Below are 25,319 nucleotides of genomic sequence, written 5' to 3'. Positions count from 1 at the left end.
GGGGGACCCTGTGGGAGAGTAGGACACCGCCGGACAAACATTACGAAGAGCCGCCCACCACGTGGGCGGCTCTTCGCCTTTAACACGAACCACCAAACACCACCACACGAGCCGCACAGCACCCGACCCCGGACAGCTGCAGCGGCTCTTCACCATTAACGGCCCCAACACACACAACCAGGCAGGCAGCTGCGCGAGCACGTACCCTGAAGGCATGGGTGCTCGTCTCGCCGACGCCGTGAGCCCCTACCTCCGGGCTCACTCGGGGAACCCGGTCGACTGGTTCCCCTGGGGAGACGCGGCCTTCGCCGAGGCTCGCCGACGGGACGTGCCGGTGCTGATCTCGATCGGCTACGCGACGTGCCACTGGTGTCATGTGATGGCTCGCGAGAGCTTCAGCGATGCGCTGACGGCGCACGAGCTCAACGCGCACTTCGTCGCGATCAAGGTCGATCGCGAGGAGCATCCCGATGTCGACTCGAGCTACCTCGCCGCGGCCTCCGCCTTCACGCGGGAACTCGGATGGCCGCTCACGGTCTTCGCGACGCCCGACGGGCGCGCGTTCTACGCCGGCACCTACTTTCCGCCGCTCCCGCAGCGCGGGATGCCGTCGTTCCGGCAGGTGATCGCCGCGGTCGGGGAGGCGTGGCGCGAGCGCCGCGGGCAGCTCGAGGAGACGGCGTCGGCGGTGGCGGCCGCGCTGGCCGAGGCCTCGCTCGCCCAGACGGCGGGGCCGTTGCCGGGCGATGCGGAACTCGCGGCCGCGGTGGCCGCCCTCGCAGCCGACGAGGATCGGGTGCACGGCGGGTTCGGCCGGGCTCCGAAGTTCCCGATCGCTCCGGTGCTCGGCTTCCTGGCGCAGCGCGAGGGTGAGGGCCGGGCCCTGGCCCGCCGTACGCTCCTCGCCATGGCGGCCTCACCGCTGCGCGATGGCGTCGACGGTGGCTTCTTCCGCTACGCCACGCGCAGCGACTGGAGCGACCCGCACTACGAGCGGATGCTGACCGACAACGCGCTGCTGCTCGACGTCGCCGCCGAGCTGGCGCGGGGGGAGGGTGATGACGACGAGGTCGTGGCGGTCGGGCGCGGAATCGCCGGCTACCTGGTGGAGACCCTGCAGCTGCCCGAGGGTGGATTCGCCTCGGCGCAGGATTCCGAGAGCATGGTCGACGGCGTGCGTACCGAAGGCGGCTATGCCACCGCCGACCCCGAGCGGCGACGCACGCTCGAGCCGCCGCCGCTCGACGAGAAGGTGCTCACCGGCTGGAACGGCCTGGCGGTCGGCGCCCTCGCTCGGGCGTGGGGGGCGCTCGACGCCCCTGACGCGCTCCTCGCCGCCCGGCGCGCGGCCGAGTTCGTGCTCGCCGAGCATCTCGCTCCCGACGGTACGGTGCGCCGGGCGTCGCGGGATGGGGTCGTGTCGTCGGCCCGTGCCGCGCTCGAAGACGTCGGGATGCTGGCCGACGGGCTGCTCGACCTCGCGGTCGCGACCGGCGCGGTCGAGGACGCGGTCATCGCGCGCGCCCTCATCGACGCCTCGCTCGACGCCGCGGTCGAACGGGCCGCGGTCGAACAGGCCGCGGCCGGCGCCGCCGATCCGGCTACCGAGCCGGCGGTGTTCGCGGTGCCCGGCGGCGCCGACCCGGTGCTCGCCGAGCGGGGGCTCGCGCTGCCGACGGATCCGGCCGAGGGCGCGGCGCCCTCCGGGATCACCGCGTGCGCGACGGCGGCCTGGAAGCTCTGGCTCCTCGGCGCTGGTGACCGTTACCGGGAGGCGGCCGAGGAGGCGATGCGGCGGCTCGCGGGCGCCGCGCTCGAGCGCCCGATCGCCTTCGGAGCCGCGCTCGAGCTCATGACCCGGTTCGCCGCGCCCGTCGTGCAACTGGTGGTCGTGGTGCCCGAGCGGGATGGGACGGGTCGTCCGCGCGGCGACGATGGCCTCGTCCGTGCGGCTCGGGCGGCCGAGGCATCCATGACCCTGCTCGTCACCGAGGCGGAGGCGGCGGCCTTCGCCGACGCCGGGTTCGAACTCCTCGCAGGTCGACGACTGCTCGACGGGCAGGCGGCGGCGTATCGCTGCCGCGAGTTCGTCTGCGCGCTTCCCGTCGCGGACGCGGCGGCACTCGACGCGCTCGCGCCGTGATCCACCCTGAGCGGTTACATTCGAATGCGAGTTCGAACAGGTGTGGACAACCCTGTGGAGAACTTCAGGAGGCCGCCGAGTCGGCGCGCGCCTCCCACTCGCGACGGAGCAGTCCGTAGATCTGGCTGTTCTGCCAGCCGTCGTCCCAGACATCCTCGATGAGGGTCGCCTCGAGGCGCATGCCGAGCCGTCGGCACAGGGCGGCGGAGGCCGTGTTGCGCACGTCGACGTGGGCGTTCAGCCGATGCGGGTGCAGCGTCTCGAACGTGAATCGCACCACCTCGCCCACGGCTTCCGCCGCGAGCCCGCGCCCCTGGAAGGCCGGATGCAGCACCCAGCCCAGCTCGAGCTGGGCGTCGGCGGCGCTCGAGACGCGGACCATGACGTCGCCGACGACGCGATCGCGGTGGCCGGAATCCTCGACGCGGGCCATCGACCGTTCTCCGCGAAGTGCCATGGCGAAGTGGACCGCATCGCCGTCCTCGGCGAGCCGGCGCATGCCCGCGCGCTTCAGCGTGTGCACGTGCGCCTCCTCGCGACTGCGCACCGGCCACGGGATGTAGCGCAGCACCTCTGGCAGGCGCTGGTACTCCCAGACGTCGTCGCTGTCGCCGGGCTCGATGGGTCGGAGCGTCATCCGCTCGGTCTCGAGCGGGGCGGCGAGCGAGTCGGCGTCGAAGGGGAGCGCCATCGCGGGCGCTCCTGCGGCGCCGTCGGCGGCGTGGTCATCGGTCATGCTCCGACGCTAGCGGCTGCGACTGCGGCGCCGCGCGCCGGATCTCGAGCGGACCGCGCGGGGGTCAGCCGGCGAACGGCGCAGTGCTCGCGCGGATCACGAGCGAGGCGTCGACGTCGGTCGACGTGGGCGGGGAACTCGGGTCGTCGATGCGACGCAGGAGGTGCTCGACCGCGAGCGCCGCGATCACGCCGAACGGCTGCGCGACGGTCGTGAGGGCCGGGCTGCAGTACGCCGCGAGGGCGATGTCGTCGACGCCCACCACCGAGACGTCTTCGGGCACGCGCCGGCCGAGCTCGTGCAGCGCACGGATCGCACCGAAGGCCATCTCGTCGCTCGCGACGAACACGGCGGACGCCTCGGGGATGCGGCCGAGCAGGAGCCCCGCCTGGTACCCCGACTCGGGCGACCAGTCGCCGTGCAGCAGCGGCGGCACCTCGCGGCCGGCCTCCTCGAGCGCGGCGTGCCAGCCGGCGGCGCGGCCGGTCGAGTCGAGCCACTCGTCGGGGCCGGCGATGTGCCACACCGTCGGGTGCCCGAGTTCGAGCAGGTGACGGGTCGCGAGGCGGCCGACCTCGAACTGGTCGATCGCGACGACCTCGCTCGACATCGTGCGCGAGCCGTCGATCGTGACGGTGGGGATGCGTCGGGCGATGGACTCGACGGCGTCGGTGGCGGTCGGCACCGGCACGACGAGCACGATGCCCTCGACCGACTGCTCGTCGAGCCGGGTCATCGCCGCAGCGATCGCGGCGGGGTCGAGCGAACTCGCGGTCGAGATGTTCACGGCGTAGCCGGCGCGGCGGGCGGCGGACTCGACTCCGTGCGTGACCGCCGCACCCGAGTAGTCGACGGTCGGCAGGACGACGACGCCGATCGTGCGGGTGCGCCCCGACGACAGTGCCCGGGCGGCGCTGTTCATGCGGTAGCCGAGCTCGTCGACGGAGCGCAGGACGCGGTCCCTCGTGGCGGGCTGCACGTTGGGGTGTCCGCTGAGCACGCGCGAGACCGTCTGGGCGGAGACGCCGGCGTGGTGCGCGACGTCGGCCATGCTCGGCGATCGCGTGCGGCCGCTCGCGTCGAGCCGCCGTGTGTTGGACATCTCGAGATCCTCCTACAGTGGTAGCGGAAACATGCTATCGCCATTCGTCCCGAATTCGCAGGAGTCGTTTCCATTGAAACCGGGCTTGTTATCGGTAACAACATGTGGCACCATCGGAACACGCCCCGCGGAGCCCGCACCCGAGACCGCGACGGCCTGATTCGTTTGCACGACGCATTCCGAGCTCATTCAAAGGAGAGGCAGCAGTGAAGAAGACAGTCATGCGCACGGTAGGCATCACCGGCGCGTTGGGCCTCGGCCTGGCGCTCGCGGGATGCTCCGGAGCAGCCGAGCCCGCGGCATCCGGCCCGGCCGAGGTCACGTTCTGGGGCTGGGCCCCGGGCTACGCCGACGCCGTCGAGGCGTTCAACGCCTCGCAGGACGACGTGGTCGTCACCTACGAGGAGGTCGCCCCCGGCGCGAAGGGCGGCTACGACAAGATGCTGAACGCGGTCACCGCGGGCAACGCCCCCTGCCTCGCTCAGGTCGGCTACGAGACCCTCACGAGCTTCGCCGCACAGGGCGCCCTCGAGGACGTCTCCGAGTTCGCGAACGCGAACGAGGACGAGTTCACGCCCGCCACCTGGTCGGCCGTCTCGATCGGCGACGGCGTCTACGGCGCCCCCGTCGACCAGGGCCCGATGGCGCTGTTCTACAACAAGGCGGTCTTCGACGAGCTCGGCATCGCCGTGCCGACCACCTGGGCCGAGTACCAGGCCGCCGGTGAGAAGCTGAAGGCTGCGGGCAAGTCGCTCTCGGCGAGCTACCTCAACTACGACTACGCCGGCTTCGACTGGCAGGCCGAGGCCCCGTGGTTCTCGGTCGACGGCGACAGCTGGAAGGTCTCGATCGACTCGGCCGAGGGTCAGAAGGTCGCCGACTACTGGCAGGGCCTCACCGACGCCGGGCTCATCAGCCAGGCGCCCATGTGGGACCAGTCCTGGTACACCGGCCTCGGCGACGGCTCGATCGCGACGCACGTCGGCGCGGTCTGGATCGCGGGCGTCCTCAAGGGCAGCGCGCCCGACGGCGAGGGCAAGTGGGCCGTCGCGCCCATGCCGCAGTGGGAGGCCGGCGACGACAAGGTCGGCAACGTCGGCGGTTCGGCCACGGCCGTGCTGAAGGGCTGCGACAACCCCGAGGCCGCGTGGGCCTTCGCGCACGCGATGAGCACCGACCCCGACATCTACACCGGCCTCATCGAGGCGGCGGCGCTCTACCCGGCAGCCACCGAGCTGCTCGACCTGCCGGCGCTCGGCGAGCCCGACCCCTACTTCGGCGACCAGGTCATCTTCGACGTCTTCGCCGAGGCCTCGCCGAACGTGACCACCGGCTGGACCTGGGGCCCGAACATGCCCGAGACCGTCGGCTTCCTCGATGACGGGCTCGGCAAGGCCTGGTCGGGCAAGGGCACCTTCGCCGACGCGCTGACGAGCACGCAGCAGCAGACCGTCGACGCGCTCGAGGCCCAGGGCCTCTCCGTCGCGGAGTAGCACCCGACGGTCGGGTCGGGGCGGCGCATCCCGTCGCCCCGACCCGGCCCCGAGGCATCCGCGGCCTCGACCCAACCGGCCCTCGCACCGGCCGAGCCACCATCGCACCAAGCAGGACGACATGGACACCACTTCGACACGGGCGGTCACCACCGCCGACCGCGGGCGCCGCGCCGACCGCGCCGGTGCCCCGGCACCCGGCGGCGCCGAGCGCCGCCGATCCGGCGGACGCTGGCGCACCCCGCTGCTGTTCCTGCTGCCGTTCGGCGTGCTGTTCATCGCGATGTACCTCGTGCCGATCGTCTTCGCGTTCGTGCAGAGCCTCTTCACCCTCCAGCGCTCGGGCCTCGGCCTCGAGGCGCCCACGCTCGACTTCACGCCGTTCGCGAACTACGCCCGCCTCCTCGGCGACACCGAGTTCCTCGCCTCGCTCGGCCGGGTGGCGCTCTTCGGCCTCGTGCAGGTGCCCGTGATGCTCGGCCTCGCGCTGCTGCTCGCGCTCCTGCTCGACTCGCGCTCGGCACGCGGCAAGGGCTTCTTCCGCCTCGCCGCCTTCCTCCCGTACGCTGTGCCCGGGGTCATCGCGGCGGTCATGTGGTCGTTCCTCTACTCGCCCGTGACCAGCCCGATCAACACGCTGCTCGAGCGGGTCGTCGGCACCGGCATCCCCTTCTTCGCACCCGAGATCGTGCTGTGGGCCGTCGCGAACATCGTGACCTGGGGGTGGACGGGCTACAACATGCTCATCATCTACTCCTCGCTGCAGACGATCCCCGCCGAGACGATCGAGGCGGCCCGCCTCGACGGTGCCGGCCCCGCGCGGATCGCGTGGAGCATCAAGATCCCGATGGTCCGCCCGGCGCTCGTGCTCACCGCCGTCTTCTCGATCATCGGATCGGCCCAGCTCTACAACGAGCCCAAGGTGCTGCAGACCATCTCGGGCGGCGCGATCAGCAACACCTTCACCCCGCTCATGGCGGCGCAGGCGCAGGTCACCGCGCAGAACTACCCGTACGCGGCCGCGCAGTCGGTCGTGCTGGCGCTGCTCGTGGGCGTGCTCTCGTTCACCTTCTTCAAGCTCACGAATCGAGGCGAACGATGACCGCACCGACCCTGGAGTCGGCCACGCGCCTTCCCCGCACCGACCGGCCGGATGCCTCGCGCCCCCGCCGCTCGAACCGCGAGGCGAACCTCGCGAGCCGCCTGGGCGTGTTCGCCCTCCTCGGCCTCTCGGCCTTCTACTTCATCATGCCCATCTGGTGGCTCGTCGTCGCCTCGACGAAGCCCGCCGGGCACCAGTTCTCGGAGCCGGGCCTCTGGTTCGACGGGTTCGGGCTGTTCGAGAACATTGCGCTCGTGTTCGCCGAGTCCGACGGCATCTTCGGCCGGTGGATGCTCAACAGCGTCTTCTACGCGGGGGTCTCGGCCGTCATCGGCACGCTGCTCTCGGCGCTGGCCGGGTACGCCCTCACGAAGTACGAGTTCCGCGGCCGCGGGGTCGTCTTCGGCGTCATCCTCGCCGCCGTGCTCATCCCGAAGGTGATGTTCACCCTGCCCCTCTTCCTCCTCTTCAACCAGGTCGGCCTGCTGAACAACCCGCTCGCGGTGCTGCTGCCGAGCATCGTGAGCCCGTTCGGCGTCTACCTCGCCCGGGTCTTCGCCGCACAGTCGGTGCCCGACGAGCTCATCGAGGCCGGCCGGATCGACGGTGCGGGGGAGTTCCGCATCTTCTTCTCGATCGGCGTGCGCATCATGTCGCCCGCGCTCGTCACGATCTTCCTCTTCCAGTTCGTCGAGGTCTGGAACAACTTCCTGCTGCCGCTCATGGTGCTGAACGACAGCGCCCTGCAGCCGGTCACGGTCGGCCTCGTCGGCTGGGCGGGCAGCAACGGGCAGGTGCCCGCCGGCACCGTCGTGGTCGCCGCGCTGCTCTCGGTGGTGCCGCTGATCATCGCGTTCCTCGGCCTCCAGCGCTTCTGGCGCGCCGGCCTCACGGCGGGGGCGGTCAAGTGAGCCTGTCGACGGACCTCGCCGCTGTGACGGCCGCGGGGACCGAGACGAGCGCGCTCACGATCGCCGACGGCGGGTTCCTCCGCGACGGCCGGCCGCACCGCATCCTCTCGGGGTCGGTGCACTACTTCCGCGTGCACCCCGAGCAGTGGCGCGACCGCCTCGAACGGCTCGTCGCGCTCGGCCTCAACACCGTCGACACCTACGTCGCGTGGAACTTCCACGAGCGTCGTCGCGGCGCGATCGACTGGAGCGGCTGGCGCGACCTCGAGCGGTTCGTCGCGCTCGCCGGGGAGCTCGGGCTCGACGTCATCGTGCGCCCCGGCCCGTACATCTGCGCCGAGTGGGACAACGGCGGGTTCCCCGCCTGGCTCTCGGGTGTTCCGGGCATGCGGCTGCGGTCGAGTCATCCGGCCTACCTCGACGCGGTCGACGCCTGGTTCGCCGAACTGCTGCCGCGCCTCGCGCCGCTGCAGGCGGCGCACGGCGGACCGATCGTCGCGGTGCAGCTCGAGAACGAGTACGGCAGCTACGGCGACGACGCCGACTACCTCGCGTGGCTGCGCGACCGCCTCGTCGCGGGCGGCATCACCGAGCTGATCTACACGGCCGACGGCCCGACCGAGCTCATGCAGGACGGCGGCAGCGTGCCCGGCGTGCTGGCGACCGCGACCTTCGGGTCGCGCGCGGCGCAGGCGGCGTCGATGCTGCGCGAGCGCCGCGACGGCGAACCGTTCGTCTGCGCCGAGCTCTGGAACGGCTGGTTCGACCACTGGGGCGACCCGCACCACGTGCGCACCCCTACCGGCGCCGCCGGCGTCGTCGCCGACATCCTCGCCGAGGGCGGCTCGCTGAGCCTCTACATGGCCCACGGCGGCACGAACTTCGGCCTCTGGTCGGGCGCGAACCACGACGGCGCGCGGCTGCAGCCGACGCAGACGAGCTACGACTCGCACGCCCCCGTCGCCGAGAACGGCGCGGTCACCGAGAAGTTCCAGCTGATCCGCGAGGTGCTGGTGGATGTCACGGGGCAGGAGCCGCCCGAGGCATCCCCGACCCCCGCCGTGCTGCCGGCCGCGACCCTGCCGCTGCGCCGGGCCGCGGGACTCCTCGAGACGGTTCGCCGCGCGGGCCGCGAGGTGCGCACCGCGATGCCCCCGAGCTTCGAGGAGCTCGGCCTCGACGCGGGGCTCGCGCTCTACCGGGCCGAGCCGGTCGTGCCGCGCGGGGGAGCGCTGCTCACCGTGCGCGGACTCCGCGACCGCGCCGTGGTGTTCGTCGACGGCGTGCGCGTCGCCGTGCTCGACGCCGAGGAGGCGGAGGCCGGCGTGCGGATCGCGGGGGAGGGGCGCGCCGTCGCGCTCGAGCTCCTCGTCGAGAACCAGGGGCGCATCAACTACGGCCCGCTGCTCGGCGAGGGCAAGGGCATCCTCGGCGGGGTGCAGCTCGACCGCCGGCTCGTGCAGCGTTGGTCGACCAGGGCGCTGCCGCTCGACGAATGGGACGAGGCGGTGCTGCAGGCCCTCCTCGACCCTCGTCCCCGCGCCGCTTCCGCGTCTGTCTCTCAGGACGCCGGCCCGCTTTCTCTCGTTTCTCAGGAGGAATCCGGACGAAACCGCAGTCAGGCGCCGGAATCTCCTGAGAAACACGATGGGGGCGGGCTCGCGACGGCGTCGCTGCACGTCGAGGAGCCGGCCGATGCGTTCCTCGCGTTCCCCGGCTCGGGCAAGGGCTTCGTCTGGGTGAACGGGTTCCTGCTCGGCCGCTACTGGGAGATCGGGCCGCAGCTGACGTACTACGTGCCCGCGCCGTTGCTGCGCGCGGGCGAGAACACCATCACCGTGCTCGAGCTCGAGCGACTCGGCGACGCCGTCGAGCTGCGCGAACAGGCCGAGCTCGGACCCGAACAGGAGTACATCGAGACCTTCGACTGAACTGCGCCGTCGGCGCGGGTCGATATGGACGCGTCGACTCGACGCGGGAATGGAGACGAAGATGCCTTCATCACGCCCACCGGGCCGCCTCTGGCGCCTCGGAATCGCGTGCGCGGTCGCGAGCGGAATGCTCGTCCCGCTCATGGCGACGCCCGCCGTCGCGGCGGAGACCGCCACGGCCGACGGGTTCACCGCCCCCGCGCCGGGTGCCTCGTTCGGCCTGCGGACGAGCGACCTCGCCGTCACCGCCGACGCCGGCTTCCCCCAGGTGATCGCGTACACCGACCGCGACTCCGGGGCTGTGATGCACGGCAACGACGTCACGATCGCCGCCGTCACGATCAACGGCACGGCCCAGCCCGTCGAGGTCGTCTCGCAGGCGGACGGCCGCAGCGCGGTGGACTACGTGCTCACCCCCACGGCGCTCGCGGGCGTCTCGATCGAGGCGCGGCTCTCGGTCAAGCGCAACGTCGTCACGATCGAGGTCACGAAGATCGTCGACCCCGACGGGGTCGTGACGACCCTGCAGATCCCCGACCACCGGCTCGTCACCGTCTCCTCGGCCGAGACCGGGGCCGCGATCGCGGCGGCGAACCTCTCGGTCGACCGCGGCGCCTCGGGCGACGTGTTCCTGCCCGTCACCGCGGCGACGCCGGTCGACGCGGCGCCGAAGGGATCGAATACGATCATCGCCAACACGGGCGAGCTCGCCGCGGCCTTCGCGACGAACGCGCTCTACGACACCTCGTCGGGCGCGAGCTCGAAGGACTCGGGCAACTTCTGGCGCCAGGCCGTCGCCGCAGACGCCGGCGTCGAGGTCGGCATCGCGAGCGGCCCGTGGCTCTACCGCGCGCAGGGGCAGGACGGCACGGAGGAGCTGCCCTGGGTCAAGGTCGCGATCACCCCGGACGCCAACGACGACGACGTCGTCGACTGGCAGGACGGCGCGATCGCGATGCGCGACATCCGCATCGCCCCGTACAAGGGCGATCAGACGCCCGAGAACGTCATCACCCACATCCCCTTCAACTTCGCCTCGCAGGCGACGCACCCGTTCCTGCGCACGCTCGACGACGTGAAGCGCATCGCGCTGAACACCGACGGGCTCGGCCAGGTCGCCATGCTCAAGGGCTACACGAGCGAGGGCCACGACTCGGCGAACACCGACTACGGCGACAACTTCAACGAGCGCGCCGGCGGCCTCGCCGAACTGAACGCCGCGGTCAAGGCCGGCAAGAAGTGGAACGCCAGCTTCGGCGTGCACATGAACGCCACCGAGATCTACCCCGAGGCGAACTCCTTCAGCGACGAGATCGCGAACGAGAACGCCAAGGGCTGGAACTGGCTCGACCAGTCGTACTACATCGACCAGCGCTACGACCGCGCCTCGGGCGAGCTCGACCAGCGCATCGGCGAACTCGCCGACGCGACCGACGACAACCTCGACTTCGCCTACATCGACGTCTACTACGAGCACGGCTGGCTCGCGCAGTCGCTGCAGGACTCGCTCGTGAAGCACGGCTTCCGCGTCGGCTCGGAGTGGGCCGACAAGCTCGCCGAGAACAACACGTGGTCGCACTGGGCGAACGACGAGAACTACGGCGGTTCGTCGAACAAGGGCGTCAACTCGCAGATCCTCCGCTTCGTGAACAACACCGAGGCCGACGTCTGGAACCCGCACCCCCTGCTCGGCACGAGCCACATCGTCGAGTTCGAGGGCTGGACCGGGCAGAACGACTTCGACGCGTTCCTCGAGAACGTGTGGACGGCGAACGTGCCGGCCAAGTTCCTGCAGCACCACGAGATCACGCGGTGGGGCCCCGAGCGCATCGACCTCGAAGACGGCGTGAGCGTGACCGGCACCAGTGCCGCTGACCGTTCGATCACGGTCGACGGGGCCGAGGTGCTGCGCGGCGGCACCTACCTGCTGCCGTGGTCGTCGAAGCCGGGCAAGGACGCCGACAAGCTCTACCACGTCAACCCGGCGGGCGGGCAGACCACCTGGCAGCTCACCGACGAGTTCGCGGATGCCTCGTCGCTGCAGCTCTTCGCGCTCGGCGACGCCGGGCGTACGAAGGTCGCCGACCTCCCCGTCGTCGACGCTGCCGTCACCATCGACGCCGAGGCGGGGCAGCCGTACGTGCTCGTCGCCGGCACGAAGGCGACCGCCGCCTCGACGCTGCCGAAGAAGGCCTCGTTCGGCCAGGGCACGCAGGTCGAGGACCCGGGCTTCAACGCCCAGGGCCTCGAATCCTGGAACCCGGTCGGCTCTGCGAGCATCGAACGCGACGACCGCGGACGCCGCGCCGCCGTGCTCGGCGCCGGCGAGTCCTCGATCAGCCAGCGGCTCGGCGAGCTCGAGCCCGGCACCTACGCCGTCTCGGCAGACCTCGGGATCGCCGCCGGGCAGACGCGTGCGACGACCCTCTCGGTCGAGGTGCGCGGTGACGCCGGCGAGGATGCCTCCACGAGCGTCGACAGCTCGGGCGCCGTCAACCTGATGGCGGCCGACGAGTGGCGCGACACGAACCTGCAGCGCCTGCGGACCTACGTCACGGTGACCGAGGAGACGCGGCCGACGCTCATGATCGCGGCAGGCGAGGGCGACGCCCCCGTGCGCATCGACAACGTGCGCGTCGTCGCGACCGACGACCCCGCCTCGGGTGATGGCGTGCTCGTCGACGAGGACTTCGAGCAGGTCGACCAGGGCTGGGGCCCGTTCTTCAAGGGCGACGCGGGCGGCTCGACCGACCCGCGCACGCACATCGCGAAGCGCAACGAGCCCTTCACCCAGCAGGGCTGGAACGGCCGCGCCTTCGACATGGTGCTCGGCGGCGACTACTCGCTGATGGCGCACGAGGAGAACCGCGGACTCGTGTACCGCACGTCCGAGTACACCGCGCCCTTCCAGGCCGGACACCGCTACCGGGTGTCGTTCGACTACCAGAGCGGCGTCGCGGGGGCCTACTCGTTCGTGACCGGCGTCGACCAGATCGCCGGCGGCGCCTCGAAGGCCGTCGACCTCACCTCGACCGAGTTCGGGGCCGTCCACGAGACGACCGAGTTCGTGCACGAGTTCGACGCACCGGCGTGCGGCGACCCGTTCGTCGGACTCCGGCGCAATGCCGTCGGCGGCACCGGGTCGGACCTCATCCTCGACAACCTCCGCATCGTCGACCTCGGTGAGAGCGAGACCACGGGCGCCTGCGCCCGCCTCACCCTCGCGGCGCCGGTGAGCGGACTCGTCCCGGGCGAGGCGAACACCTTCACCACGAGCTTCACGAACCACGAGGCCGAGGCCGCGACGGACGTCGAGACCACGCTCGCCGCACCCGAGGGGTGGAAGGTCGCGCCGGTCGGCGCAGCCGAGTTCGCCTCGGTCGCGCCCGGAGCCACCGTGAAGACCACGTGGCGGGTGTCGGCCCCGGCCGACATCGAGCAGGGCAGCTACGAGATCTCGGCAGCGACCGGTTACACCGTCGCCGGCGGAACGCGCAGCGTCGAGGCATCCGCCTCGGTGCCGACCCTGCCGCCGGGGCTGATCCCGCAGTCGCGACTCGCGATCGCCGGAGTGAGCGACGCCGAGCCCGGAACCGGAGACGGCAGCGCCCGCGCCGCGATCGACGGCAATGCCGCCACGATGTGGCACTCGGCGTGGTCGCAGGTGAACCCCGACACCCCCTACCCGCACTGGATCGCGCTCGACCTCGGCGACAGCTACGCCGTCGACGGGTTCGACTACCAGGTGCGGCGGGGCAACGGCTCGATCAAGAAGTACGAGCTCTACCTCAGCGCCGACGGCACGAACTGGGGCACCCCGGTGAAGACCGGCGAGTTCGCGAGCACCGCCGAGGTGCAGCACCTGTCGTTCGACGCGACCGATGCGCGCTTCGTCAAGCTCGTCGGCCTCAACGCGATCAACGGGGCGGCGTTCGCCGGAGCGAACGAGCTCAACGTGTGGGGCACCCGGGCGGCCGCTCCGACGCCGCTGCCGAAGGACGCGATGGCGGTCGTCGACTTCGACTCGCAGGAGATCGAGGGCGAGGACGGCCACGCGTCGAACGTGATCGACGGCGACTCGGCCAGCTGCTGGCACAGTGAGTGGCTGAACGACTCACCGGCCTACCCGCACCACGTGTCGATCGACCTCGGCGGCTCGCAGGAGCTTCGCGGCATCTCGATCCAGCAGCGCCCGGGCTCCGAGCCCAACGGTCGCATCAAGGGCTACGAGGTGTACGTGAGCGCCGACGGCACCGATTGGGGCTCGCCGGTCGCGGCCGGTGAGCTCGGCACGGGCACCGCACCCCAGCCCGTGATGTTCGACGCACCGACCACGGCGGCCTTCATCAAGGTCGTCGGCACGAGCTCCCACAACGGGCAGCCGTGGGCCTCGATCGCCGAGCTGGAGTTCTTCGGCACCGAGTGATCGTCCGTGCTGGGCCGTGCGCGGCCCGGCACGCGACGTGCGAACGCCCCCGCGATCCTCACCGCGGGGGCGTTCGTGCGTCTCGCCGGTGGGGTCGGCGTGGGCGAGCTACCGGCGGTGCCGCTTGCGGAACTGCGCGGGGCCCACGCCCACGCGCTGCGTGAACAGGCGCGAGAAGTACGCGGCGTCGTCATAGCCGACGCTTGCGGCCACGGCCTGCACCGACAGCGTGGTGGACGCCAGCAGGCCGCAGGCGCGGTCGATCCGCGTGCCGATGACGAGCTCGTTGGGCGTACCGCCGGTGACCTCCCGTACGTGATCGCGGAGCGTGCTCACGCTGACGCCCGCGAGCGCGGCACGGGCCGCGACGTCGAGGTGCAGGGCGGCGTCGGCCTGCACGGCCGCGACCGTCGCCTCGCTCGCGGTCGACGCGGCGCGTCCGGCGACCGAGTCGGCGAGGAGCCCCTGCGCGAGCATCGAGGCGTCGACGGCGGCCCGCCAGCCCGGGCGTCCGAGCGCATCGCGCAACGACCCGAAGCGATCGAGCAGATCGTCGGGCAGCCGCGCGCCCTGCTGCACGGGCCGGCGCCGGTCGAGCACGCCCATGCCCTCGAACGCAGCGGCCGTCGCCCCGGAGTAGAGCACCCAGTGCTCGGTCCAGCCCCGCGGCGAGGCGTAGTCGTGCGGGCGCTGCGGGAACACCTGGATCGTCGCCGGCGCCTCGACCTCGATCGTGCCGACGAACGGATCGCGGTAGACGCCCGAGCCGCTCGTGACGAACACGATTGCGTAGTCGCCGAGTCTGCGCCGTCCGCCGAACCCGGGAGACTGACCCTCGTGCCGACCCGCGCCGAGGCAGGCGAAGCCGTGCTCGACCAAGAGCGGATGCGATTGCGAGTAGATCGCCCAATCGGCCATGAAAGTCCAATTCTGTGCTGTCAGGAGTCTATTCCGCCTGCACTCGCCCGAGTTGATGATGGATCCATGCTGACGTCGAACGGTTACGTGCTCGAAGAAACTCCATCGCGTCTTGGCGAGCTCGAGCCCGTGCCGATGGACGAGCGCGGCGACCGCGAGGCGCTGTGGACCCGGCTGCGCCGTGACGGCTACCTCTACCTCACCGGGCATCTCGCGCCCGAGGACGTGCTCGAATTCCGCCGCTACTACTTCGAGGCGCTCGCCGAAGCGGGCCTCATCGCCGAGGGGTCGGACCCGGTCGACGGCATCGCCGCGCCCCACGACGTCGATCGAGGCTCCTATCGGCGGATCCTGTTCGACGAGATCGTTCCCGGGGCCCAGTACGAGGCGCTCTGCCGGTCGCCGCGGATCGCCGAGTGGTTCGCCTGGCTGCTCGGCGACGACGTGCACCTGCACCGGCGCAAGATCATCCGGCACACGAAGCCGGGGGAGCGCGGCATCGGCACCGCCACGCAGGCGCACTACGACCTCGTGTACCTGCGAGAGGGCAGCGACCGAGTGCTCTCGATGTGGATCCCGCTCGGCGACATCCCGCTCGAGCGCGGCGGACTCGCCTACCTCGAGGGCAGCCATCGGCGGGTCATGGCGCAGGAGGCGGCGGGTGAGCTCCGCCACCCGGCCGCCTCGATCACGGCCGACCTGCCCGGCCTCGCCGACGAGCACGACGCGCGCTGGCTCGTCGCCGACTACGCCGCCGGCGACGTGATGGTGCACTCGGCCCACATCGTCCACGCCGGCCTGGACAACGTCGACACCGAAGGGCGCATGCGCCTGTCGACCGACATCCGGTACCAGCGGAAGTCGGAACCGATCGACTGGCGATGGCAGCAACACTGGCACCTGGACGACGGGTTGTGAGCCGGCCGGGGCCCTCCGAGCGGGCGGCGACCCCCGCCCCACCGCTCGTGCTCATGCCGGACTGGGGCAGCGGACTCGGCCCGCTCGAGCTCCCGGCCGCGGCCGTGGCGGCGGGATACGACGGCGTCGAGCTGTGGTGGCCCGCCTGTCGCCGGGCGCAGGGCGACCTCGCGGACGCGGTGGCCACGACGGGCGCCTCGCTCGCGCTGCTCGTCACGAGCGCCGCCGAGGACCCGGGGGCGCACGCCGACGAGATCGAGCAGCAGATCGAGGAGATCGACCGGTCGGGGCTCCCGGCCGAACACGTCACGCTCCACCTCGGGCGCGACCATTGGGACGTCGCCGTGCATCACGAGCTCGCCGAGCGGGTCGTCGGCTGGCGGCGTCGCTTCGGGCGCAGCATCCTCGTCGAACTGCACCGTGGCCGGATGCTGCATTCGGCGCACCACTCGCTCGACCTCCTGGCCGAGCACCCCGAGCTGCGCGTCACGTTCGACATCTCGCACTGGATCGTCGTCGCCGAGTCGATGCTCGACGATCAGCCGGCCGCCGTCGACCTCGCGATCGAGCGCGCCGATCACGTCCACGCGCGCATCGGACACCCGCAGGGGCCGCAGGTGGCCTCGCCCGTTGCGACTGACACGGCGATCGTCGAACGCCACTTCGCCTGGTGGGGGAGGATCGTCGATCGCATCAGGAGCGAGGGGCGGCGCGCCAGCCTGCTCGCGGAGTTCGGCCCGGTGCCGTACGCGCCGGCCCGGCGCGATGGAGGGCCGGTCGTCGATCCGGCGCGGTCGAACCGCTGGATCATGGGGGAGGTCCGTCGCCGGTACTGAGCCGCCGCGGGATGATCTCCGGGCAGGCACTGATTCGGCGATGCGGCCGCCCGGCGACACTGAATGAGGATCTCTCATTAATGCTGAGGCTGCCCGGCGCGAGCTCGCCGACGACGCCATCGCCGAGCTCGAGCGGATCATCGCCGGACTCGCCGCCCGATCGTCGTCTGCGCCCCCGGGGAGGGCGCCGCGTTCCGGAGGAGGAGACGATCATGTCGATGTCGACCACCGAACTGGGTGCCGATCACGGGCTGGGCACCGTGCGAACGATGCCGGAGTTCCGCGCCCACGTCGGGTCGGGCGCTCTCAGCCAGGCCGACCGGCGGACGCTCGTCGACCAGGCGGAGCTCCTGCTCGACGGCCTCTACGTGCACCTGCCGCTCAAGCGCGCGATGCACGCGGTCGACCCGCTGCAGAGCCTTCGGCTGCTGCGGCACCGGCTGCCCGAGCTCAGCGAGCCCGAGTTCCACATGGCGCTGCAGCGCGTCGTCCTCGGCCTGCGCGACCTGCACACCAACTACATCCTCCCCGAGCGCTACGCCGGGTTCGCGTTCCTCGGCATCCTCGTGGAGGGCTGCTTCGACGCCGAGGGCCCGCACTGGATCGTCACCAAGACGTTCGACCACCTCACGGGGGACCCCGCGCTCGTCGTCGGTGCGGAGGTGACCCACTGGAACGGCACGCCGATGGCGATCGCCGTCGAACGCAATGCGGCGCGCGAGGCCGGCAGCAACAAGGCGGCGAGCCTCGCCCGCGGCCTGGAGAACATGACGCTCCGGCCGGTCGGCATGTCGCTGCCGCCCGACGAGGACTGGGTGGACCTCACCTACCGCGTCGGCGGGGTCGAGCACGAGACGCGACTGCCCTGGCGCGTGTTCGAATCGGCGGGAGAGGTGACCGGCGGGGATGCGAGCGCGCTGGTGCCCCACGGGGTCGCCGCCCCGGTGTCGCATCTCGTCGGCCTCGACCTGAAGACCGAGTTGAGCCGGCTGATGAAGCGGCGGCTGTTCGCGCCGGCGTCGATCGAGGAGGAGGCGCGGGTCGCGCGGGGCGACACCGAGGTGCCCGAGGCCACTGCGGCGCAGCAGGAGGCCGGGGTCGTGCCGACGACGAGACCCGCCGAGCTCAAGGCCCGCACGGTCGAGACATCGAGCGGCACGTTCGGGCACCTGCGCATCTTCACCTTCCATATGCAGGACGCCCAGATCGAGGCGTTCATCAACGAGGTCGCGCGGTTGATCTCGGTGCTGCCGCAGGACGGCCTGATCCTCGACGTGCGCGGCAACGGCGGCGGCTACATCATCGCCTCGGAGTTCCTGCTGCAGTTCTTCACACCGCGCAGGGTCAGGCCCGAGCCGATGCAGTTCATCAGCACCCGCCTCACCGCCGATCTCTGCGGCAGCGTCGCCGACTACGGCGCATGGAAGTCGTCGATCGACGAGTCGGTGACGACCGGGGCGCCGTTCTCGAGCGCGGTGCCGCTCTACCCGGACGAGGTCGTCAACAGCGTCGGCCAGCTCTACCACGGACCGGTCGTGCTCGTGACGGACGCGCTCTGCTACAGCGCCACCGACATCTTCGCCGCGGGGTTCCAGGACCACGCGATCGGGCCCGTGCTGGGCGTCGACGACAACACCGGCGCGGGCGGCGCCAACGTGCTGACCCATGCGGCGCTTCGCGAGGACTGGGTCGGCGGGCCGCTGCGCGCGCTGCCCGCCGGAGCGGAGTACCGGGTGTCGTTGCGCCGCTGCCTCCGGGTCGGCGACCGCTTCGGGCAGCCCGTCGAGGATCTCGGCGTCGTGCCCGACCACGTGCACCGGCTCACCGAGCACGACCTGACCGACGGCAACGCCGACCTGATGGACGCCGCGGGCGCGCTGCTCGCGGGCCTTCCCACCCGGATGCTGGAGGCGGAGCTCGACCCGCCGGCCGGCGGCTTCCGCACGCTCAGGCTCAGCACCGGCGGCGTCGACGGGGTGGACGTCTACCTCGACGGGCGCCCGGTCGCGACGACGGAGACGGTCGACGGGGTCACCGAGCTCCAACTCGAGCTCCCGGCCGGCGCGGGCGGCGAGCTGCGCCTCGAGGGATTCGACGACGGGAGGCTGGTCGCCGCGCGCCTGCTCGCGGTGTGAGGCCCCTGGGTCAGTGCAGCTCGTCGGCGCGCACGCCGAACACGGCCTCGAGGCCGTCGATCCACACGCGCTGATCGCCCGCCCTGGCGTACTCGCGCGACCGCACCATGGGGGTGTGCAGCAGCACCCCGGCCATGTGCCGCAACGCCGCCTCGACGCGCTCGTCGGCGGCGGCGTCACCGGTGCTGCGCGAGAGCGCCCGCGCGATCTCGGCATCGAGCACACCCTGCACATGCGAGCGCAGCGCGACGACCGAGGGGGCGAGGTCGAGCTCTTCGCCGACCGCGCCGAAGTTGCGGGCCGCACGGTCGACGATGACGCGGGCGTCGTCGGTCGCGCCGAGCTCTTCGAGCGGGGCGTGTCGGCGGATCGTCTCGAGGTCGAGGAGCTCGACCCCGTCGACCTCGACGACGTCGGTCGCGACGTTGCGCGGCATGCCGAGGTCGATGACGAGCTGACGCGCGTCGTGCGCTGCCTCGGGCACCGGGCACCAGGCACGGAACTCCGCGAGCACGGCCGACGACGAGGCATCCGGCGCGGTGTGCGAGTCGGCGAGCGTCGCTCGGCCGCCCTCGAGCAGCACCCCGTCGACGACGTGGTGGTCGGCGGTCGTGCACGTGATGATGACGTCGGCGGCCGCCGCGGCGACCGCGTAGCCGGCGTGCGAGACCGCGGTGATGTCGTGGTTGCGGGCGAACTTCGCGGCGCGGCCCGAGGGCGAGTAGACGCGGACGTCGTTCGCGCCGCGGTCGCGGAGCGCGGCGAGCGTCGCGCCCGCGTACTGGCCGGTGCCGACGAGCAGCACGCGTGCCGCGGACCAGTCGCTGACGCGGCTCGACGCGAGCTCGAGGGCGAGACGCACGAGCGAGCGGCCGGCGCCGCCGACACCCGTCTGGTTCTTGACCCGGCGGGAGGTCTGGGAGGCGCGCTGGAACAGGCGCTCGAGTTCGGGCGTCGTGGTGCCCTCGGCGCGGGCACGTTCGAGCGAGCGGCGCACCTGGCCGGCGATCTCGCCCTCCCCGACGACGACCGACTCGAGGCCCGAGGCCACCGAGAAGAGGTGGCCCGCGACGGCGTTGCCGTGCACGAAGCCGAAGGTCGCGCGCAGCTCGTCGGGCTCGAGGCCGGCGACGTCGCTCACGGCGCGGATGGCCTCGTGGACCGCGGGAACGGGGGAGTGGCCCTCGGGGGTGTCGAGGTCGAGATAGGCCTCGAAGCGGTTGCAGGTCGCGACGACGACCGCGCCCTGGAGCGTGTCGTGACGGTCGAGGATGCGCGGCGCGGCGGACTCCGCGTGCGCCGACAGACGCTCGAGTGTGTCGAACCCGGCGTTCTTGTGGCTCGCGGTCAGGCAGATGAGCACTCGAAGATTCTACCCGCGGTCGAAGGCGAGGATGACTCACGCGGTCACCGTGGCCTCCACACGCCCATCTGCGGCGGCGTCGGCGGCCGTTCGGCTAGCGCGCGGCCGCCAGCATCTCCCGCGTGATCACGGGGATCGGCGCCGTGAGCGGCGGCAACTCGAGCCCCTCGCGCTCGAGGGCGGCCCGGTGCTGGGCCTTCCACGAGCGGACGACCGCGTAGAACGGCGCGTCGGTGACGGCGAAGGTGCCCGGGCGCTCGGTGGCGAGGATGATCGGCAGCGCGATGCTCGCGCCGTCGCGGCGGACGCGGACGACGACGATCGGCACGGGACGGCTGCCGGCGATCATCTCGTCGGCGCGGATGTTGCGGATCTCGTGCCACGCGAACAGCGCCGTGCGACGGGGCCGGCGGCCGCCGCTCCAGAACGAGAGTCCGAGGTCGTCGGCGACGATCGAGAAGCGGTGCGACAGCGCGGTGCGACGGCCGAGCAGTTCGGCGAGCATCGCGTCGAGCTCACGATGGCGCAGCCCGCATTCGACGGCGCCGTCGAAGCTGTGCTCGAGCGCGCGGCGTCGGGCGCGGCACCGGGCGAGCGCCGCGAGGCGGACCGAGAGCGCCACGACCGTCAGTACGGCGACGGCGCCGAGGAAGGCGATGGTGCCCGTCTGGCCCGACACCTCGGGCAGGCGCGGCACGAGTCGCTCGACCTGCGGCGCCCCGGCGATGAGCGCACCGACGACGAGCGCGGTGATCACGGCGACGAAGACCGTCGGGGGAGTGCGGCGCTCGACGCCGTTCATCGGGGCGCGCCGCTCGGGCCGCTCGTCGGTCGGCCTGCGCCCGGCGGAAGGCACCCGCATCCGCACAGGCAGGCGGGCATCGGCGTGATGGGCATGGTGACGATTCGGGACACGTCGCTTCTCTCCGTGGGTGGCGGAGGCGCGTCGACGTCGACGTCGACACGTCGTCGTGCCCGGGGGGACGGCACAACGGAACCGACTCTAGCGCGAACGCGCGCGCGAAGGTAAGGGTTCTTCAGCTCGGCTCGAAACGGACGTCGGGCCCGCGGCCCCCGTGCCCTCCGAGGGATCACGACCGCACCGGCTACGCTCGAATCGGGGGAATCGCACAGCATCCGGTCGTGTCCGGGTGCTGTTCGGCGTTCGCCGCGTTCCCCGCTGACGCGCATGGGGGAGATGTGAACGTGAATACCGGCCAGCCGACCGTCTACGTGCGATCGGGCACAGTGGCGGAGGTCCATATCGGCGGAGAGGTCGAGCAGGTGATCGCCTCGAGCCGGGATGCGCTCAACGATCGCATCGTCGAGGCGATCCGGCTCCGCGCGGCATCGGCGGGGAGTCCGTTAACGGCGCAGCTCGTCGACGGGGCCCGGAGCTGGCCGCTCGTCATCCACCCCGACGGCACGGTGACGATGCCCGACGCTGCGCCGGGACATCCCCGAGCCGACGAGGCGGCCCCGACCGCCACGGCGCCGGTCCCCGTCTCCGCGGCTCCGGCGAGCACGGCGCCGCCGGCGAGCCCCGTGCCCGCGCCGCCGGCGCGCGCCGCCGCCCCCGCGACCGCCGCCCCGACCGCCGGCAAGCCGACGGTGGACGACCTGCTCAACAGCCGCAGCCGCCCGCGTCGCGATCGGGCGACGACCGGCTGGCGCGGCGCCGTGCGCAGGGCGACGCGGGGCGCGATCTCGCCCGCGCCCAGCCGCGCCGAGCAGTCGCGCCTCGAGCGCGAGCGCGCCGTGCAGCGCCGGCTCGGCGGGCCGCGCACGATCGTCATCCTGAACCCCAAGGGCGGCGCCCACAAGACGACGAGCACGCTGCTGCTCGCGGCGACGTTCGGAACGCTCCGCGGCGGGTCGACCCTCGCCTGGGACAACAACGAGACCCGCGGGACGCTCGGGTGGCGCGCCCAGCACGCGCCGCACCATCGCACCGCGGTCGACCTGCTGGGCGACCTGCCGAGCTTCACCGATGCGGACGCCTCGAGCCTCGCGCGCCTCGACGCCTACGTCCGCACGCAGGTCGACGCCCGCTTCGACGTGCTCGCCTCCGACGAGGATGCCACCGCGTCGTCCACGATCGACGCGGCCGCGTTCGATCGGCTCCACGAGGTGCTCGCCAAGTACTACCGGATCATCCTCATCGACACGGGCAACAACATGCGGGCGTCGAACTGGATCGCCGCGGTCGCTGCGGCCGACCAGCTCGTCATCGTGTCGACGGTGCGCGAGGACACGGCGGCGAGTGCCGCCTGGCTCCTCGACGGGCTCCGCGAGAAGGGCTTCGGGCAGAAGGTCGACGAGGCCGTGACCATCCTGGCCGCGCCGTCGGCGCGCCCCGACCCCGCGCTCGTCGACCGGCTCGAGTCGCACTTCTCGCAGGTCACCTCCGCGGTCACCCGAGTGCCGTTCGATCCGGCCCTGGTGGACGGCGGGCCGATCGACTTCGAGGCGCTCTCGGACGGCACCCGCGACGCGTGGCTGTCCGCGGCCGCGGTGATCGCGGAGCGGCTGTAGGCGCGAGGCGCCGAGCGAGGCGCCGCGCGCGCCGCGGGGCGAGGCGGCCCGGGACGGGCGTGTCGAAGTCCTCCCAGCCCGATGCGAGACAATGTCGGGCGTGATCCTCTCCCCGCAGCATCCGCTCTCCGCAGGCCTCACCTCCGACTCGCGACTCGTGCGGGCCTACCGCGGGGAACGCGCCGACACCACGCCCGTCTGGTTCATGCGGCAGGCCGGCCGGTCGCTGCCCGAGTACCGAGACCTCCGCGTCGGCACGCGCATGCTCGACGCCTGCCTCGACCCGGCGATGGCGAGCGAGATCACGCTGCAGCCGGTGCGCCGCCACAAGGTCGACGCCGGCATCTTCTTCAGCGACATCGTGGTGCCGCTGAAGCTCGTCGGCGTCGACGTCGAGATCCAGCCGGGGCGGGGCCCCGTCTTCGGCAAGGGCTACGCCGATGCCGCGGCCGTCGCAGAGCTGACGGCGATCGACCCGGCCCGTCTCGACGAGGCATCCGGCCCGATCGCCGAGGCGGTCGCGCTCACGATCGCCGAACTGGCGACGACCGACAACGGTTCGGGCACCGCGACCCCGCTCATCGGCTTCGCCGGCGCCCCCTTCACGCTCGCGGCGTACCTCACCGAGGGCGGCCCCTCGAAGGACCACCTCGCGGCCCGCACCCTCATGCACGCCGACCCGGGCGCCTGGCGCGCCCTCATGGAGTGGACCGCCGAGCTCACCGGGCGGTTCCTGCGCACCCAGGTGCTCGCGGGGGCCTCCGCCGCGCAGCTGTTCGACTCGTGGGCCGGCGCGCTCTCGCTCGCCGACTACGAGACGCACGTCGCCCCCGCCTCGGCGAAGGCGCTCAGCCACGTGCACGACCTCGAGTACACGACGACGGATGCCGCGGGGCAGGAGCAGCCCGCGCGGCCGGTGCCGGTCGTGCACTTCGGCGTCGGCACCGGCGAGCTGCTCGGCGCCATGAAGGAGGTCGGGGTCGACGTCGTCGGCGTCGACTACCGGGTGCCGCTCTCGGTCGCGGCCGAACGGGTCGGCCCCGGCGTGCCGCTGCAGGGCAACCTCGACCCTGCGCTGCTCGCGGCGCCGCAGCCCGTGCTCGAGGCCGCCGTGCGCGAGGTGCTGCGCCAGGCCGAGGCCGCACCCTCCCACGTCTTCAACCTCGGCCACGGCGTGCCGCCCGAGACCGACCCGACCGTGCTCACCCGGGTCGTCGAGCTCGTGCACGAGGCGGGCGCGGCGTGAGCGACGCGACGCCCGCCGCGGCCGAGCGAAGCCCGGCCGACGTCGTCGTGATCGGCGGCGGCGTCGCGGGCATGGTCGCGGCGCTCGAGTGCGCGAAGATCGGCCTCGCCGTCACGATCGTCGAGCGCCGCGACGAGCTCGGCGGCTGCGTCGGCCGCATCGAGCTCGACGGACTCACCCTCGACTCGGGCGCCGAGTCGTTCGCGACCCGCGGCGACGGCGTCGCCCCGCTCCTCACCTCGCTCGGCCTCGACGACGAGGTGGTCGACCCGAACCGCGCCGGCGCCTGGCTGGTCTGGGGCGACGGCAGCGGCCTCGACGCCGCTCCGCTGCCGAAGACCGGGGTGCTCGGCATCCCCGCGAACCCGCTCGGCGACGACGTGCGCCGCATCATCGGCTGGAGCGGCGCGACCCGCGCCTACCTCGACCGGATCAAGCCGATCCTCCGCATCGGCCGCGCGCACAGCCTCGGCGAGCTCGTGCGCTCGCGCATGGGCACCGCGGTGCTCGACCGGCTCGTGACTCCGATCTCGTCGGGCGTGTACTCGGCCGACCCCGACCTCCTCGACCTCGACCTCGTCGCCCCCGGGCTCAACGAGGCGATGACCCGCACCGGCTCCCTCTCGGGCGGCGTCGGCCAGCTGGTCGAGCAGCGCAAGGCGGGCGGTGCCGTCCGCGGCCTCCGCGGCGGCATGCACACGCTCGTCGACGCACTCGCCCGCGAGCTCGAGCGCTTCGGCGTCACCGTCCTGACCGGCGTCGAGGCGACCGGCCTCGAGCGCGACGGCACGGGCTGGCGGGTGACCGGCGAGCGGGCGATCGATGCCGAGGCCGGCACCGACGACGCCGTCGACGCCCCGCAGGCCGTCGGCGTCGAGCTCAGGGCCCCCGACATCGTGCTCGCCGCCGCGGCGCACACCTCGCTCGGCCTCCTCGAGGCCGCCGTCGAGGGGTGGGAGTCGACGACGGACTGGCCGCAGGGGGCATCCATCGAACTCGTGACCCTCGTGCTCGAGGCGCCCGCACTCGACGCCGCGCCCCGCGGAACCGGCGTGCTGGTCGCCGCGGACGCGCCCGGGGTCGCCGCGAAGGCGCTCACCCACTCGACCGCGAAGTGGTCGTGGCTCGCCGAGGCCGCGGGCGGTCGACACGTCGTGCGCCTCTCGTACGGTCGCGCCGGCCAGGAGAACCCCCTCGAGGGGCGCGGCGACGCGGAGGTCGCGGCGCTCGCGCTCGCCGACGCGAGCGCCCTGCTCGGCGTGCCGCTCGACGCGGGGATGCTCCGTGCCGCCGGCCGCACCGAATGGCGCGACGCCGTCTCGCACGCCGCCCTCGGGCAGCTCGATCGGGTGCGCGCGCTCGACGACGCGATCGCCGCAGAACCGGGCATCGAGGTCACCGGCTCCTGGGTCTCGGGCACCGGGCTCGCCTCGGTCGTCCCGCACGCGAAGGCGGCCGCCGCACGGGTCAGGCACCGCCGCGTGGCGCCCGACGGCACTGCATAGCCGAAACGGAATATTTCGT

The 25,319-nt window shown here is 72.4% G+C and carries 17 protein-coding genes; 12 read left to right on the top strand and 5 right to left on the bottom strand.

All coding sequences use genetic code 11. The features are described from left to right. The first annotated feature begins 214 nt into the window (after window positions 1–214). Window positions 215–2,143 (top strand): thioredoxin domain-containing protein, encoded by a 1,929-nt coding sequence (locus tag ACFVAJ_RS06910; RefSeq protein ID WP_376942422.1) that lies wholly within the window; start codon window positions 215–217, stop codon window positions 2,141–2,143. Window positions 2,144–2,207: 64 nt separating this feature from the next. Here ACFVAJ_RS06910 and ACFVAJ_RS06905 read toward each other — a convergent pair whose 3' ends face one another. After that, window positions 2,208–2,879 (bottom strand): GNAT family N-acetyltransferase, encoded by a 672-nt coding sequence (locus ACFVAJ_RS06905; protein WP_376942420.1) that lies wholly within the window; start codon window positions 2,877–2,879, stop codon window positions 2,208–2,210. A gap of 64 nt (window positions 2,880–2,943) precedes the next feature. Beyond that, window positions 2,944–3,981 carry a LacI family DNA-binding transcriptional regulator gene (locus tag ACFVAJ_RS06900; RefSeq protein ID WP_376942418.1) on the bottom strand — a complete coding sequence of 346 codons (1,038 nt, stop codon included), beginning with the start codon at window positions 3,979–3,981 and terminating at the stop codon, window positions 2,944–2,946. Between the two features lie 206 nt (window positions 3,982–4,187). Here ACFVAJ_RS06900 and ACFVAJ_RS06895 point away from each other — a divergent pair, with 206 nt between their 5' ends. The 5 genes from ACFVAJ_RS06895 to ACFVAJ_RS06875 all read left to right on the top strand — a co-directional run bounded on the left by ACFVAJ_RS06895 (window position 4,188) and on the right by ACFVAJ_RS06875 (window position 13,844). Further along, a complete protein-coding gene (locus tag ACFVAJ_RS06895) occupies window positions 4,188–5,474 on the top strand; it encodes an ABC transporter substrate-binding protein (RefSeq protein WP_376942416.1) in 1,287 nt (428 codons plus the stop codon). A 121-nt stretch (window positions 5,475–5,595) separates the two neighbouring features. Beyond that, window positions 5,596–6,576: a carbohydrate ABC transporter permease gene (locus tag ACFVAJ_RS06890; RefSeq protein WP_376942414.1), complete on the top strand. Its 981-nt coding sequence runs from the start codon at window positions 5,596–5,598 to the stop codon at window positions 6,574–6,576. After that, window positions 6,573–7,487 carry a carbohydrate ABC transporter permease gene (locus ACFVAJ_RS06885; protein WP_376942412.1) on the top strand — a complete coding sequence of 305 codons (915 nt, stop codon included), beginning with the start codon at window positions 6,573–6,575 and terminating at the stop codon, window positions 7,485–7,487. The genes ACFVAJ_RS06890 and ACFVAJ_RS06885 overlap by 4 nt, the downstream gene beginning before the upstream one ends. After that, window positions 7,484–9,418, top strand: a complete 1,935-nt coding sequence (locus tag ACFVAJ_RS06880; protein WP_376942410.1) for a glycoside hydrolase family 35 protein — start codon at window positions 7,484–7,486, stop codon at window positions 9,416–9,418. Before ACFVAJ_RS06885 ends, ACFVAJ_RS06880 begins: the two co-directional genes overlap by 4 nt. A gap of 61 nt (window positions 9,419–9,479) precedes the next feature. Further along, window positions 9,480–13,844 carry an endo-alpha-N-acetylgalactosaminidase family protein gene (locus ACFVAJ_RS06875; protein WP_376942405.1) on the top strand — a complete coding sequence of 1,455 codons (4,365 nt, stop codon included), beginning with the start codon at window positions 9,480–9,482 and terminating at the stop codon, window positions 13,842–13,844. A 108-nt stretch (window positions 13,845–13,952) separates the two neighbouring features. Here the strand turns inward: ACFVAJ_RS06875 and ACFVAJ_RS06870 are convergent, their stop codons facing one another. Beyond that, entirely contained in the window at window positions 13,953–14,762 is an 810-nt protein-coding gene (locus tag ACFVAJ_RS06870; protein WP_376942403.1) for a helix-turn-helix domain-containing protein, read from the bottom strand. 66 nt (window positions 14,763–14,828) lie between these two features. Between ACFVAJ_RS06870 and ACFVAJ_RS06865 the strand changes: the two genes are divergently transcribed. The 3 genes from ACFVAJ_RS06865 (at window position 14,829) to ACFVAJ_RS06855 (ending at window position 18,651) form a co-directional block, all read left to right on the top strand. Beyond that, window positions 14,829–15,680 carry a phytanoyl-CoA dioxygenase family protein gene (locus tag ACFVAJ_RS06865; RefSeq protein ID WP_376942401.1) on the top strand — a complete coding sequence of 284 codons (852 nt, stop codon included), beginning with the start codon at window positions 14,829–14,831 and terminating at the stop codon, window positions 15,678–15,680. Then, window positions 15,677–16,516, top strand: a complete 840-nt coding sequence (locus ACFVAJ_RS06860) for a sugar phosphate isomerase/epimerase family protein (protein WP_376942399.1) — start codon at window positions 15,677–15,679, stop codon at window positions 16,514–16,516. Before ACFVAJ_RS06865 ends, ACFVAJ_RS06860 begins: the two co-directional genes overlap by 4 nt. A 212-nt stretch (window positions 16,517–16,728) precedes the next feature. Continuing rightward, a complete protein-coding gene (locus ACFVAJ_RS06855) occupies window positions 16,729–18,651 on the top strand; it encodes a S41 family peptidase (RefSeq protein ID WP_376942397.1) in 1,923 nt (640 codons plus the stop codon). Window positions 18,652–18,661: 10 nt separating this feature from the next. Here the strand turns inward: ACFVAJ_RS06855 and ACFVAJ_RS06850 are convergent, their stop codons facing one another. Together ACFVAJ_RS06850 and ACFVAJ_RS06845 are read right to left on the bottom strand one after the other, a co-directional pair. After that, the gene (locus ACFVAJ_RS06850; RefSeq protein ID WP_376942395.1) at window positions 18,662–20,014 is read right to left on the bottom strand and encodes a glutamyl-tRNA reductase; all 1,353 of its coding nucleotides are present in this window, start codon (window positions 20,012–20,014) and stop codon (window positions 18,662–18,664) included. Between the two features lie 94 nt (window positions 20,015–20,108). Next, entirely contained in the window at window positions 20,109–20,876 is a 768-nt protein-coding gene (locus ACFVAJ_RS06845) for a hypothetical protein (RefSeq protein WP_376942393.1), read from the bottom strand. Between the two features lie 344 nt (window positions 20,877–21,220). Here ACFVAJ_RS06845 and ACFVAJ_RS06840 point away from each other — a divergent pair, with 344 nt between their 5' ends. The 3 genes from ACFVAJ_RS06840 (at window position 21,221) to hemG (ending at window position 25,300) form a co-directional block, all read left to right on the top strand. Next, window positions 21,221–22,549 (top strand): MinD/ParA family protein, encoded by a 1,329-nt coding sequence (locus ACFVAJ_RS06840; RefSeq protein WP_376942391.1) that lies wholly within the window; start codon window positions 21,221–21,223, stop codon window positions 22,547–22,549. 91 nt (window positions 22,550–22,640) lie between these two features. Beyond that, window positions 22,641–23,795, top strand: a complete 1,155-nt coding sequence (gene hemE / locus ACFVAJ_RS06835) for a uroporphyrinogen decarboxylase (protein WP_376942389.1) — start codon at window positions 22,641–22,643, stop codon at window positions 23,793–23,795. After that, window positions 23,792–25,300, top strand: a complete 1,509-nt coding sequence (hemG, locus tag ACFVAJ_RS06830; protein ID WP_376942387.1) for a protoporphyrinogen oxidase — start codon at window positions 23,792–23,794, stop codon at window positions 25,298–25,300. Before hemE ends, hemG begins: the two co-directional genes overlap by 4 nt. Window positions 25,301–25,319 lie beyond the last annotated feature (19 nt).

Origin of the sequence: Agromyces sp. NPDC057679 (assembly GCF_042799635.1) — a bacterium.
GTDB lineage: Bacteria > Actinomycetota > Actinomycetes > Actinomycetales > Microbacteriaceae > Agromyces.
This window is presented reverse-complemented; position numbering and strand designations above follow the sequence as displayed.